Annotated in this window: 18 protein-coding genes; 11 read left to right on the top strand and 7 right to left on the bottom strand. The window is 72.3% G+C overall.

Annotated elements, in window-relative coordinates; translation table 11 throughout:
- Positions 1–176 precede the first annotated feature (176 nt).
- The 7 genes from AC1DZA_RS09335 (at position 177) to AC1DZA_RS09305 (ending at position 5,869) form a co-directional block, all read left to right on the top strand.
- Positions 177–908 carry a histidine phosphatase family protein gene (locus AC1DZA_RS09335; protein WP_476772516.1) on the top strand — a complete coding sequence of 244 codons (732 nt, stop codon included), beginning with the start codon at positions 177–179 and terminating at the stop codon, positions 906–908.
- Positions 892–1,803 (top strand): ADP-dependent NAD(P)H-hydrate dehydratase, encoded by a 912-nt coding sequence (locus AC1DZA_RS09330; RefSeq protein WP_476772515.1) that lies wholly within the window; start codon positions 892–894, stop codon positions 1,801–1,803. Before AC1DZA_RS09335 ends, AC1DZA_RS09330 begins: the two co-directional genes overlap by 17 nt.
- A 102-nt stretch (positions 1,804–1,905) precedes the next feature.
- Positions 1,906–3,108: a low temperature requirement protein A gene (locus AC1DZA_RS09325; RefSeq protein ID WP_476772514.1), complete on the top strand. Its 1,203-nt coding sequence runs from the start codon at positions 1,906–1,908 to the stop codon at positions 3,106–3,108.
- Between the two features lie 149 nt (positions 3,109–3,257).
- Positions 3,258–4,211 (top strand): manganese catalase family protein, encoded by a 954-nt coding sequence (locus AC1DZA_RS09320; RefSeq protein ID WP_476772513.1) that lies wholly within the window; start codon positions 3,258–3,260, stop codon positions 4,209–4,211.
- Positions 4,212–4,315: 104 nt separating this feature from the next.
- A complete protein-coding gene (locus AC1DZA_RS09315) occupies positions 4,316–5,386 on the top strand; it encodes a diacylglycerol/lipid kinase family protein (protein ID WP_476772512.1) in 1,071 nt (356 codons plus the stop codon).
- Between the two features lie 113 nt (positions 5,387–5,499).
- Positions 5,500–5,688 carry a hypothetical protein gene (locus AC1DZA_RS09310; protein ID WP_476772511.1) on the top strand — a complete coding sequence of 63 codons (189 nt, stop codon included), beginning with the start codon at positions 5,500–5,502 and terminating at the stop codon, positions 5,686–5,688.
- Positions 5,681–5,869, top strand: coding sequence for a hypothetical protein (locus tag AC1DZA_RS09305; protein WP_476772510.1), 189 nt, complete (start codon positions 5,681–5,683; stop codon positions 5,867–5,869). The genes AC1DZA_RS09310 and AC1DZA_RS09305 overlap by 8 nt, the downstream gene beginning before the upstream one ends.
- Positions 5,870–5,893: 24 nt before the next feature.
- Here AC1DZA_RS09305 and AC1DZA_RS09300 read toward each other — a convergent pair whose 3' ends face one another.
- Together AC1DZA_RS09300 and AC1DZA_RS09295 are read right to left on the bottom strand one after the other, a co-directional pair.
- Entirely contained in the window at positions 5,894–6,298 is a 405-nt protein-coding gene (locus AC1DZA_RS09300; RefSeq protein WP_476761224.1) for a pyridoxamine 5'-phosphate oxidase family protein, read from the bottom strand.
- A 92-nt stretch (positions 6,299–6,390) separates the two neighbouring features.
- Positions 6,391–6,969, bottom strand: a complete 579-nt coding sequence (locus tag AC1DZA_RS09295; RefSeq protein ID WP_476772509.1) for a TetR/AcrR family transcriptional regulator — start codon at positions 6,967–6,969, stop codon at positions 6,391–6,393.
- A 63-nt stretch (positions 6,970–7,032) separates the two neighbouring features.
- Between AC1DZA_RS09295 and AC1DZA_RS09290 the strand changes: the two genes are divergently transcribed.
- Both AC1DZA_RS09290 and AC1DZA_RS09285 read left to right on the top strand, forming a co-directional pair.
- A complete protein-coding gene (locus AC1DZA_RS09290; RefSeq protein ID WP_476772508.1) occupies positions 7,033–8,109 on the top strand; it encodes an SDR family NAD(P)-dependent oxidoreductase in 1,077 nt (358 codons plus the stop codon).
- Between the two features lie 524 nt (positions 8,110–8,633).
- Positions 8,634–9,206 carry a YbaK/EbsC family protein gene (locus AC1DZA_RS09285; protein ID WP_476772507.1) on the top strand — a complete coding sequence of 191 codons (573 nt, stop codon included), beginning with the start codon at positions 8,634–8,636 and terminating at the stop codon, positions 9,204–9,206.
- Between the two features lie 125 nt (positions 9,207–9,331).
- Here AC1DZA_RS09285 and AC1DZA_RS09280 read toward each other — a convergent pair whose 3' ends face one another.
- Positions 9,332–11,077 carry a flotillin family protein gene (locus AC1DZA_RS09280; protein ID WP_476772506.1) on the bottom strand — a complete coding sequence of 582 codons (1,746 nt, stop codon included), beginning with the start codon at positions 11,075–11,077 and terminating at the stop codon, positions 9,332–9,334.
- Here AC1DZA_RS09280 and AC1DZA_RS09275 point away from each other — a divergent pair.
- Positions 10,977–11,690: an SOS response-associated peptidase gene (locus AC1DZA_RS09275; RefSeq protein ID WP_476772505.1), complete on the top strand. Its 714-nt coding sequence runs from the start codon at positions 10,977–10,979 to the stop codon at positions 11,688–11,690. The two genes, AC1DZA_RS09280 and AC1DZA_RS09275, sit on opposite strands and share 101 nt — an antisense overlap.
- 22 nt (positions 11,691–11,712) lie before the next feature.
- Here AC1DZA_RS09275 and AC1DZA_RS09270 read toward each other — a convergent pair whose 3' ends face one another.
- Both AC1DZA_RS09270 and AC1DZA_RS09265 read right to left on the bottom strand, forming a co-directional pair.
- Positions 11,713–12,513 carry an alpha/beta hydrolase fold domain-containing protein gene (locus tag AC1DZA_RS09270; RefSeq protein ID WP_476772504.1) on the bottom strand — a complete coding sequence of 267 codons (801 nt, stop codon included), beginning with the start codon at positions 12,511–12,513 and terminating at the stop codon, positions 11,713–11,715.
- A 2-nt stretch (positions 12,514–12,515) separates the two neighbouring features.
- Positions 12,516–12,917 (bottom strand): (R)-mandelonitrile lyase, encoded by a 402-nt coding sequence (locus AC1DZA_RS09265; protein WP_476772503.1) that lies wholly within the window; start codon positions 12,915–12,917, stop codon positions 12,516–12,518.
- Positions 12,918–13,056: 139 nt separating this feature from the next.
- On the opposite strand from AC1DZA_RS09265, the gene AC1DZA_RS09260 reads away from it, so the two are divergent.
- Positions 13,057–13,434 carry a DUF2255 family protein gene (locus tag AC1DZA_RS09260; RefSeq protein ID WP_476772502.1) on the top strand — a complete coding sequence of 126 codons (378 nt, stop codon included), beginning with the start codon at positions 13,057–13,059 and terminating at the stop codon, positions 13,432–13,434.
- Positions 13,435–13,453: 19 nt separating this feature from the next.
- Here the strand turns inward: AC1DZA_RS09260 and AC1DZA_RS09255 are convergent, their stop codons facing one another.
- Both AC1DZA_RS09255 and AC1DZA_RS09250 read right to left on the bottom strand, forming a co-directional pair.
- Positions 13,454–13,804 carry a three-helix bundle dimerization domain-containing protein gene (locus tag AC1DZA_RS09255; RefSeq protein WP_476772501.1) on the bottom strand — a complete coding sequence of 117 codons (351 nt, stop codon included), beginning with the start codon at positions 13,802–13,804 and terminating at the stop codon, positions 13,454–13,456.
- Positions 13,805–13,861: 57 nt separating this feature from the next.
- Positions 13,862–16,432: an MMPL family transporter gene (locus AC1DZA_RS09250; protein WP_476772500.1), complete on the bottom strand. Its 2,571-nt coding sequence runs from the start codon at positions 16,430–16,432 to the stop codon at positions 13,862–13,864.
- Positions 16,433–16,464: the final 32 nt, after the last annotated feature.

The raw sequence follows: 16,464 nt of genomic DNA, 5'->3' as shown, positions 1-16,464 counted from the left end.
GGGTCCGCGACGTGCGAGAGGGCGTACGAGCCCCGGCGACGGTCGCGCATGACGAATCCTCGTCGTCGCTCCTGCCGACCGCAACGCCGAGCACGCGGCATCCGCTGCCGGTAGTCGCCGCCGCGCCGCCTGTCAACGTGTTCCCGCGGGGCACCGTCCGGTGATTGGCTGAGGGCATGCGCGAACTGTGGCTGGCGAGGCACGCCGAGAGCATCGGCAACGTCGCCGCGACCCGGGCGGAGGTCGAACGCCTCGAGGTGATCCCCCTCGACGTGCGCGACGCCGACGTCGACCTCTCGCCGACTGGCGTCGAACAGGCTCGCGCCCTCGGCGACTGGCTGCAGCCGCGCGTCGCCGGGTTCGACTCCCTCTGGAGCTCGCCGTACGCCCGCGCGCGACGCACGCTGGCCATCGCGCTGGGTGAAGAACTCGGCGAAGAGCATGGCGAGCGGGTGGTCCTCGCCGACGAACGCCTGCGCGATCGCGAGCTCGGCGTGCTCGATCTCCTCACGCACACCGGCGTCGCGGCGCGGTTCCCTGGCGAGGTCGCCCGGCGGCGGCACCTCGGCAAGTTCTACCACCGGCCGCCGGGCGGCGAGTCGTGGGCCGACATCGCGCTGCGACTGCGCTCGTTCTTCGGCGACTTCGAGGCGGCCGCCGGCGAGCGCGCCTTCGTCATGGCGCACGATGCGATCGTCATGGTCTCGCTCTACGTGCTGCTCGGCCTCAGCGAGACCGAGCTGCTCGAGTTCGCCCGCGCGAACGTGGTCGGCAACGCGTCGGTCACGCACCTCGAGCGCGTCGACGGCCGGTGGCGCCTCGTCGAGTTCGGCGACGTCGGGCACCTCCGCGTCGAGGGAGCCCCGGTCACCGCCCACCCGGGAGCGGACGATGTCACGCCCCGCTGAGCCGATCCCGGTCGACGAGCGGATGCTGCGAGCGTGGCCGCTGCCCGCACCGGGGGGCTCGAAGCACGCTCGCGGACGGGTCGTCGTCATCGGCGGCTCGGAGCACTCGCCGGGCGGGGCACTGCTCGCGGGCGTCGCCGCGTTGCGCGTCGGTGCCGGACGGCTGACGCTCGTCACGCCGGCATCGATCGCCCTGCCCGTGGCGATCGCGGTGCCCGAGGCCGGCGTGCTGAGCCTTCCCGAGCGTGGGGCGGATGCCGCGGGCGACCCGCTCGGCGACGAGGTGCGTTCGGAGCTGGACGGCGCCGACGCCGTGCTCGTGGGCCCGGGACTCGACGACCTCGACCTCACGAGACGGCTCGTCGAAGCGGTCTGCGGCGCCGACGGAGCGCCCACCGCACTCGCGCTCGACGCCTTCGCGCTCGGCGTGCTGCCCGGGCTCGAGGTGGCGCTGCCCGCGCGGACGGTGCTGAGCCCCAACGCCGAGGAGGCTGCCCTGCTGCTCGGCGACGGCGACGGCGAGCCCGCGCAGGGCGACGCCGACGTGGACGGGGCCTTGGAGGGCGACCCCGGCCGGCTCGCCGCGGTGGTGGCGCGCGTCGCCGACCGGTACCGCGCCGCGGTGACCTGTTACGGCGAGGTCGCCGATCCCGAAGGCGCCTGGCGGGTGCGCGCGGGCGGACCCGGCCTCGGCACTTCCGGCAGCGGCGACGTGCTCGCCGGCGCGATCGCGGGCCTCCTGGCTCGAGGGGCGGATGCCGCGCAGGCGGCGGTCTGGGCGACGCACCTGCACGCCCTCGCCGGCGACCGGCTCGCCGACCGGGTCGGCGAGGTGGGGTTCCTCGCCCGCGAGCTGTGCGAGGAGCTGCCCCGAGCGCTGGGCTCGACGGCCTGAACGCCGGCCCGCGGCATCCGTCAGCATCGCTGACCTCGGCCGCCCGCGGCATCCGTCACCCATCGCTGGATCGCGGACGCCGCCCAGGAGTACTCTCGCGACGTGGCCGGCGACGGGGCGAACCCACGGGCAGCGGGCCGTGCACCCGACCGGCGCCCGGCCATCGATCGCGACCCCTCACGGGCGCACTGGATGGAGCTCTTCTTCGACCTCATCTTCGTGGCGCTCGTCGGCCAGCTCGCGCACGGGCTCCACGAGGAGCCGACGGTCGCGAACCTGCTGCTCTTCGTCGCGCTGTTCGCATCGGTGTGGTGGTCGTGGGTGAACCTGACGTTCGCGGTGAACATCATGCCGTGGCTCACCCGGCGCCAGCTCGCGTTCGTCATGCTCGCCGCCATGTTCGCGCTCGGCGCGATCGCGGTCGCGGCACCCGAGGCGACCACCGAGCGCGCGTGGCTGTTCGCCGCTGGCAACGCCGCGCTGCGCATCGTGCTGCTCGCGCTGTGGATCTCGCAGTCGTGGTCGACCGGCGGCACCGCGTCGCGGATCCGCGTGCTCGCCTACAACGGCGTGACCGCGGCGATCTGGCTCGCGTCGATCTGGGTGCCGCAGCCGTGGAACTTCGTGCTGTGGGGCGTGGCGATCGTCATCGAGGTGGTGCTCCTCGTGACGAGCAGTGCGAGCTGGGCCGATCGGGTGATCGCCAACCTCAACGTGGAGCACCTCGCCGAGCGCTTCGGACTGCTCGTCGTGATCGTGCTCGGCGAGTCGGTGCTCTCCATCGTGGCCGCGCTCGACGCGGCCTGGACGATCGAGGCCGGGCTGACGGCGGCGCTGGGCCTCGCCGCCATCGCCCTGCTCGCCTGGTCGTTCTTCATGTACGGCACCGAGGCGATGCGCGACGGGCTCGAGGCACTGCGAGCGGCCGGGGACTACCCGGCCATCCGCGACACCGTGGGGTTCCTGCCGTTCCTCGTGGTGGTCGGGGTGACCGCCGTGTCGGGAGCGCTCGGCAACGCGATCCACGATCCCGGCGAGCCGCTCCCGCTCGCGTCGGGCATCGCGCTCTGCGGCGGCATCGCGGTGTTCTACCTCACGAACGCCATCATCTCGTTGCGGTTCGGTCGGCCGATCGGCGCCGTGCTGCGCTGGGCCGTGCCCGCCCTGGTGCTCACCGCAGCCCTCGGCGTCGCGGCCGCACTGCTGCCGGCAGGGGCGGTCATCCTCTGCGCGGTCGTGGTGCTCGCGGTCATCGTCGGCTCGGCCGAGCTGTCGGAACGACGCCGGGTGGCCGGACTCCGCTGAGGACGGCATGATCCGGTCCGATCCGGCCTGAGTGCGGCATGATCCGGTCGCCCGGTGCCCGCGTCAAGCCCGCTCACAGGTCGGATGCCGCCACGTAGCCTGATCCGACGCGCGTGGTCGTTGCGAATGAACACAGGGGGTACGTCCGAATGTTCTTCCACGTCCAGCGCCTGATCAACGAGATCGTCCCAGACGAGCCCGATCCCGCCGCGGCCAATGCCCTGCAGGAGGGGCTCGGCGGCCAGTTCGGCGAGATGCGCACCATGATGCAGTACCTGTTCCAGGCCATGAACTTCCGCGGCCCGGCGGGCAAGCCCTACCGCGACCTGCTGCAGGGCATCGGCACCGAGGAGATCAGCCATGTCGAGCTCATCGGCACCACGATCTTCCGGCTGCTCGACGGCTCGCCCCGCTACCAGGGCACGCAGACGGATCCCCTCGACGAACCGGGGGCGAAGGGAGCGACGCCCCTCAGCATCGCGCTCGACGAGGGCAACATCCACCACTACCTCGTCGGCGCGCAGGGGGCCCTTCCCGTCGATGCCGCCGGCAACGCGTGGAGCGGGAGCTACGTCTACAACTCGGGCAACCTGCCGCTCGACCTGCTCTACAACCTCATGCTGGAGTCGACCGGCCGGCTGCAGAAGTGCCGCATCTACGAGATGACCGCGAACGCCACGGCGCGCGCGACCATCGCCTACCTCATCGTGCGCGACCAGGCGCACGAGAACGCCTACGCCAAGGCGCTCGAGACGCTGGGGGTGAACTGGAAGGCACTGCTGCCGATTCCCAAGACGGATGCCTCGAAGTTCCCCGAGGTGAAGAAGCTGCTCGACGAGGGCATGCAGAGCAAGCAGTACACCTTCGACCTGACGGGCCAGTCGGAGGCCGGCCGCATCTTCCAGGGCCTGTCGCCATCGGGTGACGGCACGAACCTCGACGCGCGCGAGCAGGCACCCGACGGGTTCCCGTCGACCATCGCGCCCGAGCGCTACGAGGAGTTCTCGCCGGGACTCGACCCCGAGCTGCTCAAGCTCGTGCAGGCGACGGCCGAGATGGAGCTCGCCGACGTGCAGGCGCTGTTCGGCCCGATCCCCCGCTGAGCGCCCGAGCGGAGGCTCCGGCGACCCGGCGGCGGCGGCGCTGCACGCCGCCCCCGGGTCGTCAAGGGGCTGCGAAGGCGGCCCGCCGACCCTAGGCTCGCTGCATGCCCACGGCCCCCAGCACGTCCGAGCCCGCCTCCGCGTCCGATTCCAGCCCCTCGAAGCAGCGCCTCGCGGCCGTCATCTACAACCCGGTGAAGGTCGAGATCGACGACCTGCGGGCGGCCATCGCCGCCGAGCCGGCCGCCGCCGACTGGGCCGAGACCCTCTGGTTCGAGACCACCGAGGAGGACCCCGGCACCGGCCAGGCGAAGCAGGCACTCGAGGCCGGCGCCGACATGGTGATCGCGGCCGGCGGCGACGGCACCATCCGATCGGTCGCCCAGGAACTCGGCGGCACGTCGACGTCGCTCGCCCTGCTGCCGTCGGGCACGGGCAACCTGCTCGCCCGAAACCTGGAGCTGACGCTCGACGACCTCGAGAACTCCATCCGCGTCGCGTACGACGGCGTCGACCGGCAGATCGATCTCGCGTGGGCCTCCATCCGCCGCGAGGGCGGCACCGTGGAACGGGCCGCCTACCTGGTGATGGCCGGGTTCGGGCTCGACGCGAAGATGCTCTCGAACACCGATGAGGAGCTGAAGGCGAAGGTCGGCTGGCTCGCCTATGTCGACGCCATGCGCAAGGCCCTGCGCGACAAGAACCACATGCGCATGCGCTACCGTCTCGACGGCCACGGCGCGCGCGCCGTGTCGGCGCACACCCTGATCATCGGCAACTGCGGCTCGCTGCCGGCCAACATCCTGCTGCTCCCCCAGGCGGCGATCGACGACGGGCGCTTCGAGGCGGTGTTCCTCCGCCCCGAGAGCGCGTGGGGCTGGGTGCAGATCTTCGTGAAGGTGATCTGGGAGAACGGCGTCCTGCGCCGCACGAAGTGGGGCCGCAAGCTCCCCTCGCGCGACATCGACGCGGTGCGCTACGTGCGCGGCAGGCGGCTCGACGTCGTGCTCAGCCATCCCGAGGAGGTCGAGCTCGACGGCGACACCTTCGGACGCGCCGAGGCGTTCCGCACGTGGATCGACGCCGGCAGCCTGACCGTGCGCGTCCCGGTGACCGAGGGCGAGTCCGAGTCCAAGCCCGCCTCGGAGTCCGAGTCGGAGCCCGCGGCCGCGTGATTCCCGGCAGCGGATGCCGCGGCATCCGTTTGTCAAGGCGTTTCCCGCGCCGGCCCCACCGGTGTTTCCTGCTGGAAGCAGTCCGACCCCCGCACGAACGATGAGGAGCACTGATGGCCGACCCCGAGATCACCCCGTCCGAGCAGGGCGACGAGCAGACGCCACCGCCGGCTCGCGCCACGAAGGACGGCGGCGACGGCGCACGCCTGCCCGAGGAGTTCGAGAAGGGCGACGAGACCGTCGCGGAGGACACCGCGTCGGGCGGGGCGCCCGAGCGCGCGGGCGAGTCGTCGGATGGGTGACGCCTCGGAGGACCGGGTGGGCGAGGTCACGAGCCCCGAGGACCTGCCTACGCAGGTCGAGGTCAGCGAGCACGACGGCGTCACCCGCATCGACATCGCGGACGACGCCGACACGCGGCCCGGCGAGGTCGACGAAGCCAACTCGCGCGAGGCCGGCTCGCGCGAGGCCGGCTCGCGCTAGGCCGCCCTCGGCCCGCTCTCGCGGTCAGGGGCGCCGGAACGTACGGCCGTGCACCGCGGTGGGCGTGATCCGCACCCACCGGTCCTTCTCCTCAGGCGCCCAGGGGATGACGCCGAGCCGCTCCGCGGCCTCGACCTCGCTCTGGCGGTCGAACTCCTCGGCGGAGCCCTTGACGACCACGCTGAACGCGTCGGTCTCGGTGAAGCCGTCGATCTCGAAGGCCACGCCGTGATGGATCGTCAGCTCGAGCAGTTTCGTGCCGGGCGAAGTGCGGAAGACGATCGTCGAGCCGTCCACGACGTGGTTGACGGGGAAGATGTCGACCTCGCCGGCGGCCGCCGCGGCGACGCGCCCGTACGGAGCATCGCGCAGCCGCTGCCAGCATTCGTCCTCGGACAGCTCCCGGGTCGGCGTGCGCTCCTCGTCCATGCTCCGAGTCTCGCGCGGATGGCGAGCCCGTACAAGGGCGGACCCGGCCGACGATCGGCCCCAGCAGGCGGCGGGCTCAGTAGGCGGCGGGCTCAGCGCGGCGCGAAGGCGGCGTGGAAGATCGCCCACGCACGGCGCGAGACGGCGCGGCGATCCTCGGCGTCGGTGCGCGCCACCACATCCGTCAGCATGGTGACGGCGAGCAGCACGTCCTCGGTGTCGACGTGGTCGCCGATGCGGCCGGCGGCGCGTTCACGCGCGATCACGGTCTCGGCGACCGCCGCCAGCCGGTCCCCGAGATGCGCCACCTGGTGGTCGTGCCGGTTGCTCCAGATGAGGTCGATGAGCGCCGTCGAGGCGACGGCCTGCTCGATGATCGTGTCGAGCAGGTCGTCGAGCGTGGCCTCTGGCGGTGCGACGGATGCCTCGAGGGCGTCGAGGTTCTCGTCGAAGACGGCGATCGCGAGGGCGAGCTTGTCGGGGAAGTGCCGGTAGAGGCTGCCCTGCCCGACTCCGGCGCGCTTGGCGACGGCGCTGAACGGCGCCTGCAGCCCGTCGACGGCGAAGACCTCGCGGGCAGCGGCGATGAGCGCCCGCCGATTCTCGGGCCCGGCGGCCGGTCCGCGGTTGGCCTTCGGCGGCCGCGGAACTCCCGACTTTCCTTCAGGCACGGGTGCTACCTTACATACCGGACAACGATGTCCGGTAACCCGAAGCAGAGTAAGGAACACCGCATGAGCACCCCCACCACCCTCACCGGCGACGACTCCATCAAGACCTGGCTCGCCCACCCCGTCGGCGGCCCCATCCTCCGCGACCTGCTCGCGCAGTCCGGGCAGGACGCCGACGTGCTGAAGCCCGTGAGCCGGCTCGCGATCAAGCGCCTCATCAAGCTCAGCAAGGGCCAGTTCAGCCAGCAGATGGTCGACGAGCTGGTCGCCGGGGCCGCCGCCGGCGACGTGCCCGCCGGCACCGCGTCCGAGACGCCGGGCGGTACGGATGCCACGAGCGCCGCCGCCGAGGCATCCGCCCCCGTCGTGGAGCGCCCCGAGTGGGTCGAGCGACTCGACCAGGGCCGCTTCGCCGGCAAGACCGTGATCGTGACCGGCGCCGGATCGGGCATCGGCCGTGCCACGGCATCCCGCATCGCCCGCGAGGGCGGCCGCGTCGTGGCCGTCGACGTGTCGCAGGAGCGCCTCGACGAGTTCGCGGCCGAGCACGACGGCGCCGACATCGTGACCCTCGTCGCCGACATCACCGACGACGCGAAGATCGCCGAGATCGTCGGCGCAGCCGGTGAGCGCATCGACGGCCTCGCGAACATCGCCGGGATCATGGACGACATGACGCCCATCGGCGAGCTCACCGACGCCGTGTGGCAGCGCGTGTTCTCGGTCAACGTCGACGGCACCATGAAGCTCATGCGCGCGGTCGCGCCGCTCATGGTCGCCCAGGGCTCGGGCTCGATCGTGAACACCGCCTCCGAGGCCGCGCTGCGCGGTTCGGCCGCGGGCGTGGCCTACACCGCATCGAAGCACGCCGTCGTCGGCCTCACGAAGTCGACCGCGTTCATGTACGGACCGAGCGGCCTGCGCGTGAACGCCGTCGCCCCGGGCCCGACCATCACGAACATCGAGGCGAAGTTCGCGTCGCCGCTCGGCGCCGAGCGCGTGCAGCTGGCGATGACGATCCTGCCGGATGCCGCTGAGGCCGAGGCCCTCGCGGCGTCGATCACATTCCTCCTGAGCGACGACGGCGTGAACATCAACGGCGTCGTGCTGGCATCCGACGGTGGCTGGTCGGCGGCCTGATCGGCTCGCCCGGCTGAAGCGACGAGGGCGCCGACCGCGATGCGGACGGCGCCCTTCGTCGTGCCCCGCCGTGGCTTCGCTCGGCGGGCTCCCGCCGCACCCGCACGCCCGCCGCACCCCGCACCCCGCACCCCGCACCGCACACCCCCGCACCCCCGCACCCCCGCACCCCCGCACCCCGCAGTCCCGCACCCCGCAGTCCCGCACCCCGCACCCCCGCACCCCCGCACCCCCGCACCCCCGCACCCCCGCACCCCCGCACCCCCGCGAGTATGCAGGATGAGCCGCCCGCTGACCCGGCCTGGGAGGCCGAAGAACGCATGATCCTGCGTATTCGGCGCGAGGCGGCGAATACGCGCTGGGCGCGGCCGGCTTCCATGGTCGACACCGCGCGCGCCTGCCGGAACGCAGGAGAATCCGCGAGATGGCCCGCCCTGGGCGCCCATGGAGCGGATTCTCATGCGTTTCGCGCGCCGCGTCCGGGCCCGACGCGGCGCCGCGGCATCCGTCGTACGCTGCTCGTCATGCACTTCGGAACGCTCGACTTCACGCCGGCCCTCCACTCCCCCGGGCTGCTCGCGCCGCCGACGGCCGCGGCCCTGCAGCGAGCGGATGCCGCGAGCGCAACAGATGCCGCGAGCCCGGCCCCGCCCGACGGTGAGGTGCTGGTCGCCGCGATCGACCCGGGCCTCGCCGACACGGCCGCCTTCTGCGCCCACTACGAGATCTCGATGGAGGACGGCGCGAACTGCGTGATCGTCCAGGCCCGCCGCGGCGAGCGCACCTGGTATGCGGCGTGTCTCGTGCGCGGCTCCGATCGGGCCGACGTGAACGGCGTCGTGCGTCGCTACCTCGACGCGCGCAAGCTGTCGTTCGCGCCGATGGACGACGCCGTCGCGCTGAGCGGCATGGAGTACGGCGGGATCACGCCCGTGGGCTTGCCCGCCGACTGGGCGATCCTCGTTGACGAGTCGGTGGCCGGCCATGATCGGCTCATCGTGGGCAGCGGCATCCGTGGCTCGAAGCTGCTCGTGACGGGGGCGTTCCTCGCGGGCCTGCCGAACGCCGAGGTGCTGCCGATCGCGCAGGCCGCCTGACCCGAGCCGCGAGTCGCGCCGCCCCCGCCGGAGGCGACGAGTGGATGCCGAACCCGCAGATTCCCGCTCGATGGCGCGGGTTCGGCATCTCCTCGTATGAATGGGTGACTGGGCGGAACGCCCGGCTACTCGGCCAGGGCCGGCGCGCTCGCCTCGTGCGCGGCGACCGCGGCGTGCGCGTCGCCGTTCCGGGCGATGGCGCTCCCGGCCGCCGCGACGGCAGCGGTGCCGCCGATCAGTCCGCCGATGAGCTCGCGCAGCCCGACGCCCATCGTGGAGCTCAGCATCGCGTCGACCTCGGTGATGCCCGAGACCGCGTTCTTCGCGAGCTGCGAGGCGCCGTCGGTCGAGACGACGGTGAGCTGGTCGATGTTCGACATGGGGGCGGCGAGCTCGCGGGCGATGAGGGGCAGCGCGTCGATGACCCGCATCTGCAGCAGCGCCTCGGACTGCTGGGCGACGGCCTCGGCGGCGGCCTTCGTCGCGGCGGCCTCGGCCGCACCACGGGCCTGGATGGCGTCGGCCTCGGCGAGGCCCTCGGCGCGCAGCGCCTCCGCCGAGGCGGTGCGGGCGATGCGGTCGGCCTCGGCGGCGATGCGCACGGACTCGGCGGCGGCCTCGGCCTCCACCTTGACCTTGTAGGCCTGGGCGTCCGCGACGGCCTTGACCTCGGAGTCGAGCTCGGCGGCGCGCAGCGCGGCGCGCTTCTGGGCGGTGATCTCCTGCTGCGCCACGACCTCCTGCTGCGACAGTGCCTCGGCGAGCGGTCGGGCCGCGGCGGCCTCGGCGGTGGCCTTGTCGGTCTCGCGCTGGAGCGCGGCCTTGCGCTGGGCCAGGCCGGCCTCGCGCTCGGCGACGGTCTGCTCGGCCGCGATCACGGCCTCGCGGGCCTCGCGCTGCGCCTCGGCCTCGGCGATCTCGGCCTGCTTGCGCACCTTGGCCTGCTCGGCGCGGCCGAGGTCGTCGATGTAGCCGTTGTTGTCGGAGATGCCCTTGATCTCGAACGAGTCGACATCGAGGCCCTGGTTGGCGAGCGACTCGCGCGCGACGCCCAGCACCGACGCCGAGAGCTCGTCGCGACGGTTGATGATGGTGGTGACGTCGGTGGCGCCGATGGACGCGCGGAGCGAGCCCGACAGCACCTCCTGGGCGAAGATGTCGATGTTCTTGTCCTGCCCGAGGAATCGCTGCGCGGCCGCGCGGATGGCGGACGCGCTGTCGCCGACCTTCACGATCGCCACGGCGTCGACGTGCACGGTGATGCCGTTGTTCGTCTGCGCCTCGGCGCGGATCTCGATCGCCCGCGAGCGCAGCGAGATCTTGTGCGCCTTCTGGAAGAAGGGCATGATCCAGACGCCCTGCCCGTGCACGACGCGCTGGCCGGACTCCTCGGTGTCGAGCCGTCGACGACCTTGCGCTTCGAGCGCTTGCCGGTGACGACGATCGCCTCGTCGGGTGACACGTTGCGGTAGAGCACCTTCGCCCAGATCCACAGGATGACGACGGCGACGATGACGAGGGCGATGATCCCGATGACGGGGGTGAGGGCGAAGTCGAACACGGGGTCCTTCCGAGGGGGTGTGCGGGGGTTCCGGACAAGACTGTCGGGAGGCGACCGGGAGCGCAATGGGTCGGCCTCCCCTCGTCGGCGGATGCCGCGAGTCGCCGTCGACGGATGCCGCGTGACCGCGCGCGGGATGCCGGGAAACCCAGACCGTGCCGGGCGAAACCCCCGTGCGCGGTGTCGGCGGACGGGTGCAGACTGGCGGTATGTGCGGACGATTCGCGAACGACGCCAAGGTCGACGAGATGATCCAGGAGTTCGTCGCCGAGGGCGGCGACTTCCGCGACTGGGTGCCCCAGTACTCCATCGCGCCCACCCAGGTCGTGCCCATCGTGCGCGAGCGCAAGAACAGCGACACGGGTGAGGTCGCTCGGTCGGTGGACGCCGCCGTGTGGAACTTCCATCCGTCGTTCATGAAGGACTCGAAGCGCCCGCAGTTCAACACGCGCATCGAGACGGTCGCGACGAACGGCCTGTGGAAGGGGGCCTTCGCGTCGTCGCGCTGCCTCGTGCCGATGCGCGGCTACTACGAGTGGACGGGCGAGCCCGGCAGCAAGCAGGCGTGGTTCCTGCACGGCGAGCAGCCGCTGCTCGCCGCCGCCGGCATCTACACGGCGCGCAAGGTCGGCGACGAGTGGGAGGTGTCGACGTCGATCATCACGCGTGAGGCTCGGGATGCCTCGGGCGAGATCCACGACCGCATGCCGGTGTTCCTCGAGCGCGAGGTGTGGGACGAGTACCTCGCCCCCGTCAAGCTCGACGACGAGGGCAAGCAGGAGATGGTGGCGCTGCTCACGGCCGAGTCCGAGAAGGTCGCCGCCACGATCTCGAACTACGAGGTCGACCGCCGGGTCAACAACTCGCGCACGGTCGATCCCGGTGACCCGGCCCTCATCGAGCCCCTCGACGCCGCCGGCTGATCGAGCCGCTCGACGCATCGGCTCACGCGACTGCCCGACGCGCGAAGGCGATGGCGTCGTCGAACAGCGCGTCGCGATCGACGTCGCCCTCCCAGCGGTGCCCGGCGCCCTCGACGAGCACGAGCGTCGCCTCGGCGCCGGCCCCGGCGAGCGCGTCGGCGAGCAGCACCGCCTGCGACGCGGGCACCGACGTGTCGGCGGTGCCGTTCACGATGAGGAAGGGCGGCGCGTCCACGTGCGCCTGTCGCGCGGGGCTCGCGGCCGCGGCGGTGGCGGGGTCCGCTGCGACGGTGGCGCCGAACCACTTCGCCTCGCTGCAGTCGGGGTCGTGCTCGCGACCGAGGGCGCGGGCGTGCTCGATGAAGTCGGTCGGCCCGTACCAGTCGATGACGGCGCGCGCCGCGGCATCCGCTCGCAGGCCGACGAGCATGGCGAGCGTCGCACCCGCCGACTCGCCCCACAGCACGAGTCGTGCGGGGTCGATCCCGAGGCTCGGGCCGTTCGCCCGCAGCCAGGCGATGGCCGCGAGCACGTCGTCGACCTGGGCCGGGAAGACCGCCTCGCCGCTCAGCCGGTAGTCGACGGATGCCACGGCGAACCCGGCCTCCACGATCCGCTCGAACGCGTCGGCGATGTCGGGCCCGAACTCGCGGCGGCTTCCGCCCTGCCACCCGCCGCCGTGCAGGAACAGCACGACGGGCAGGGCCGAGTCCGCGGGCGGGCGCGCCGCCGAGGCATCCGACACCGACGGCGGCGCGGGCAGGTGCAGGTCGAGCGCGAGCGGACGGAAGCCGTCGCGCTCCGCGTACACGACGTCGCGCATGGTCAGTCGCGCCGGTCGATCGCCGGAGCGCCGTACTCCTCGTCGGTGACGTGCTCGCCCCAAGTCGCGTCGTCGTCCTCCCACATGGCGAGGTGGCACATGAACGAGTCGGCGGATGCCCCGTGCCAGTGCCATTCGCCGGGCGGCGTGTGCACGGTGTCGCCGGGTCGCATCACCCGCACCTCGCCGCCGCGCGCCTGCACGAGGCCGATCCCGTCGGTGACGTGCAGCGTCTGCCCGAGGGAGTGGCGGTGCCAGGCCGTGCGGGCGCCGGGCGCGAATCGCACGAGGTTGACGCGCAGCCGCGACGGCTCCTCGCCGCGGGCGATGACATCGAAGTGCACGTCGCCGGTGAAGAGCTCGGCGGGCCCCTTCGTGGTGGGCTGCTTGGGCTGGAACTGCATCGGATTCCTTCCGTGCCCGGGCGCGATCGCCCGCACATGCCATCGAAGGTACGCCGCGGGCGCCCGACGAGGAAGGCACTGGCGGTACACGTCCCGCTAGGGCCTCCCACCGCCGACGGCCATGGTGTTGCATGGAACGATGAGCTGGACCGATGACGAACTCGCCCGTGTGGGCGCGGCCGACGAACTGCAGGTGGCGTCCTACCGGGCCGTCGGGTCGCTGCGCCCGTTCGTGACCATCTGGGTGGTGCGCTCGGGCGACGACCTGTACGTGCGCTCGGCGTACGGACCCGACAACGGCTGGTTCCGCCGCGCGAAGGCGAGCCGGCGCGGTCGCATCAGGGCCGGCGGGGTGGAGCGCGACGTCGCCTTCGCGGATGCCGCGCCCGATGTGCACGCGGCGATCGACGACGCCTACCACGCGAAGTACGACCGCTACGGTGCCCGCATCGTGAACACCGTCGTCGGCGACCAGGTGATCCCGACGACGTTCCGGCTGGATCCCGCGGCGGACTGAGCAGCCCGGCGGCGCCGCGTCAGTTCGGACCGCCGCCGAGGTCGCCGAGCAGCAGGCCCGACTCGCGCGAACGACGCTCGAGCTCCATCGGGTCGAGCTCGAGCGGCTCGTCGACGGGTTCGGTCGCGCTCACGGATGCCGCGGCGGCATCCGTCGGCTCGTCGACCGCCGCGCCCTCCGCCTTCAGCCGCTGCTTGGCCGCGCGCTCGACGAGCACCGGCACGAAGTCGCGCACGCGACCGCCGTCGAACTTGTGCAGCTCCTCGTCGACGACGGCCTCGATGTGCTCGGGGCCCAGGGCCGGGAACCTCTCCGAGAGTCGCGAGACGACCTCGTCGATGGCGCGGTCTTCATCGGGCTTCTGGCTCATGTGAGCATTCTCCATGGCCGCCGTCGAGTGGGCAACCAGCTCGGGACGGCCTCGGCGTCAGCGTGCCGCGGCGGGCTCGACGGGCTCCGTGGGTCCCGCTTCGTGGGCGCCGGATGCCGCGTCCGCCGGCGCGTCCGCGCCGTGCACGGGGTGGCTCCGCTCGAGCGCCGCACCTTCCACGTCGACATTCGGCAGGATGCGGTCGAGCCACTTCGGCAGCCACCACGCGGACTCGCCGAGCAGGTGCATCACGGCCGGGATCAGGAGCATCCGCACGATGAAGGCGTCGATCAGCACGCCGATCGCGAGACCGAAGCCGAGGGGGCGCACCATCGTGAGGTGCGAGAACACGAACCCGCCGAACACGGCCGCCATGATGATCGCGGCGGCGGTGACCACGGCCCGGCCGTTGCGCAGGCCGGCGACGACCGCGGTGCGGGCGGGCACGCCGTGCACGTAGGCCTCGCGCATGCCCGACACGAGGAACAGCTGGTAGTCCATCGCGAGCCCGAACAGCACGCCCATGATGATGATCGGCGCGAAGTTCAGCACCGGGCCTGGGTCGTGCACGCCGAACACCCCGCCGAGCCAGCCCCATTGGAAGATCGCGACGACCGCACCGAAGGCGGCGAAGAGGGTGAGCACGAACCCGGCGGTCGCGATGAGCGGCACGAGGATCGAGCGGAACACCAGGATCAGGATGATCAACGAGAGGCCGACGACGACGCTGAGGTAGAGCGGCAGCACGCCGGCCAGCTTGTCGGAGATGTCGATGTTGCCGCTCGCCTGCCCGGCGACGCCGAGGGTGATGTCGCCCTCGAGCGGTGAGAGGTCGCGCAGGTCGTGCACGAGCTGCTCGGTCGACTCGCTCGACGGGCCGTCGGCGGGCACCACCTGGAAGGCGAAGTAGTCGTTCTCATCCGAGACGCCGACGGGCGCGACCGCTACGACGTCGTTCTGCGCCATCAACGTGTCGGCGAGGTCGGCCTGCGTGGCCACCACCTCGTCCTCCTCGACGCCGTCGGGCAGTTCGGCCACGACCAGGAGCGGGCCGTTCTGGCCGGCACCGAATGCGTCGGCGACGGCGGTGTAGGCCCGGTACTGCGTCGACTCCTCCGCCTCGGATGACCCGTCGGGCAGGCCGAGCCGCATCGAGAGCGCGGGGATGGCGATCACGAGCAGCACGACGATCGACAGCACGGCCTGCAGGATCGCCCGCGACGTCTTCATGGGACGCAGCTCGGGCCTGGCGTGGACTTCGTGGCCGATCTCGCCGCGGGCGCGGCGCGAGAGCACGCGCTGGCCGATGAGCCCGAGGAGGGCGGGGGTCAGGGTCACGGCGATGAGCACCGCGATGAAGACGCAGACGGCGCCGACCGTGCCCATGACGCCGAGGAACGGGATGCCCGTGACGTTGAGCGCGAGCAGCGCGATGAGCACGGTCGAGCCGGCGAACACGACGGCGTTGCCCGACGTGCCGTTGGCCAGTCCGATGGACTCGTGCAGCTCCATGCCCGAGAGCACCTGCCGCCGGTGCCGGTTGATGATGAAGAGGGCGTAGTCGATGCCGACGGCGAGGCCGAGCATCACGCCGAGCACGGGGGTGACGGATGTCATCTCGACGACCCCCGAGAACGCGAGCGAGCCGGCGACGCCGACGCCCACGCCGATGAGCGAGGTGATGAGCGGCAGCACCGCGGGCAGCAGCGCCCGGAACACGATGATGAGCACGAGCATCGCGACGATCACGCCCACGATCTCGCCGGCGCCGATGAGCCCGTCGATCGACGCGGCGATGGTCGACGAGTAGTCGACCGACACGCCGTCGATGCCGGCGCCGTCGAGCGCCTCGGCGACCGACGCCTTGACCTCCGACGACAGCGAGAAGAGGTCGTCGTCGAACATGACGACGCCGATGGCGGTGCTCTCGTCGCTCGAGACCGTGCGGATCTCCGCCGCGGCCGTCATGAGGCGGGTGGCGTCGTCGAGCTGGGCCTGCTGCGTCGCCAGCTCCGCCGCGCCGTCGTCGAGCTGCGCCTGCTGGGCGGCGAGCTGCTCGGCTCCACCGTCGAGCTGCGCCTGCTGCGCCGCGAACTGCTCGGCGGCCTGGTCGTACGCCCCGGCCGCCTGCGCCTGCGCGATCGCGGCGTCGAGCTGGGCCTGGCCGGCGTCGAGCTGCGCCTGGCCCGCGTCGAGCTGCGCCTGTCCGTCGTCGAGCTGCTGGGAGGCGGTGTCGAGCTGCGCCTGGCCGTCGACGAGCTGCTGCTCCTGGTCGGCGCGGTCGGATGCCGCGGCGAACGGGTCGACCGTGTCGGAGACTCCGTCGAGCTCGCCGACGTCGGAGAGGAGGGCGCTGATCTCCTCCTGCTGCTCGGTGGTGAAGGCCGACCCGTCCTCGGTCTGGAAGACGACCGTGCCGGTGGCGCCGCCGAGACCCGAGAGCCGGTCGTTGAGCTGTGCGTTGACGCGTTCGGTCTCGGTACCGGGGATGCTCATGCTCGAGGTGACGGTACCGCCGAAGGCCAGGAACCCGCCCACGGCGAGCGCGAGCGCGGCGAGCCAGGCGACGAGCACGGTCCAGGGTCGGCGCGCGGAGAAGCGACCGAGACGGTACAGGAGTTCAGCCATTGCCGGGTGCCTTTCGGGAGCATGGGTTCGGG

This window comes from Agromyces sp. P2_B3, assembly GCF_056404815.1.
Note: the sequence above shows the minus strand (reverse complement) of the source record. Positions and strands in the feature narration are given on the sequence as shown.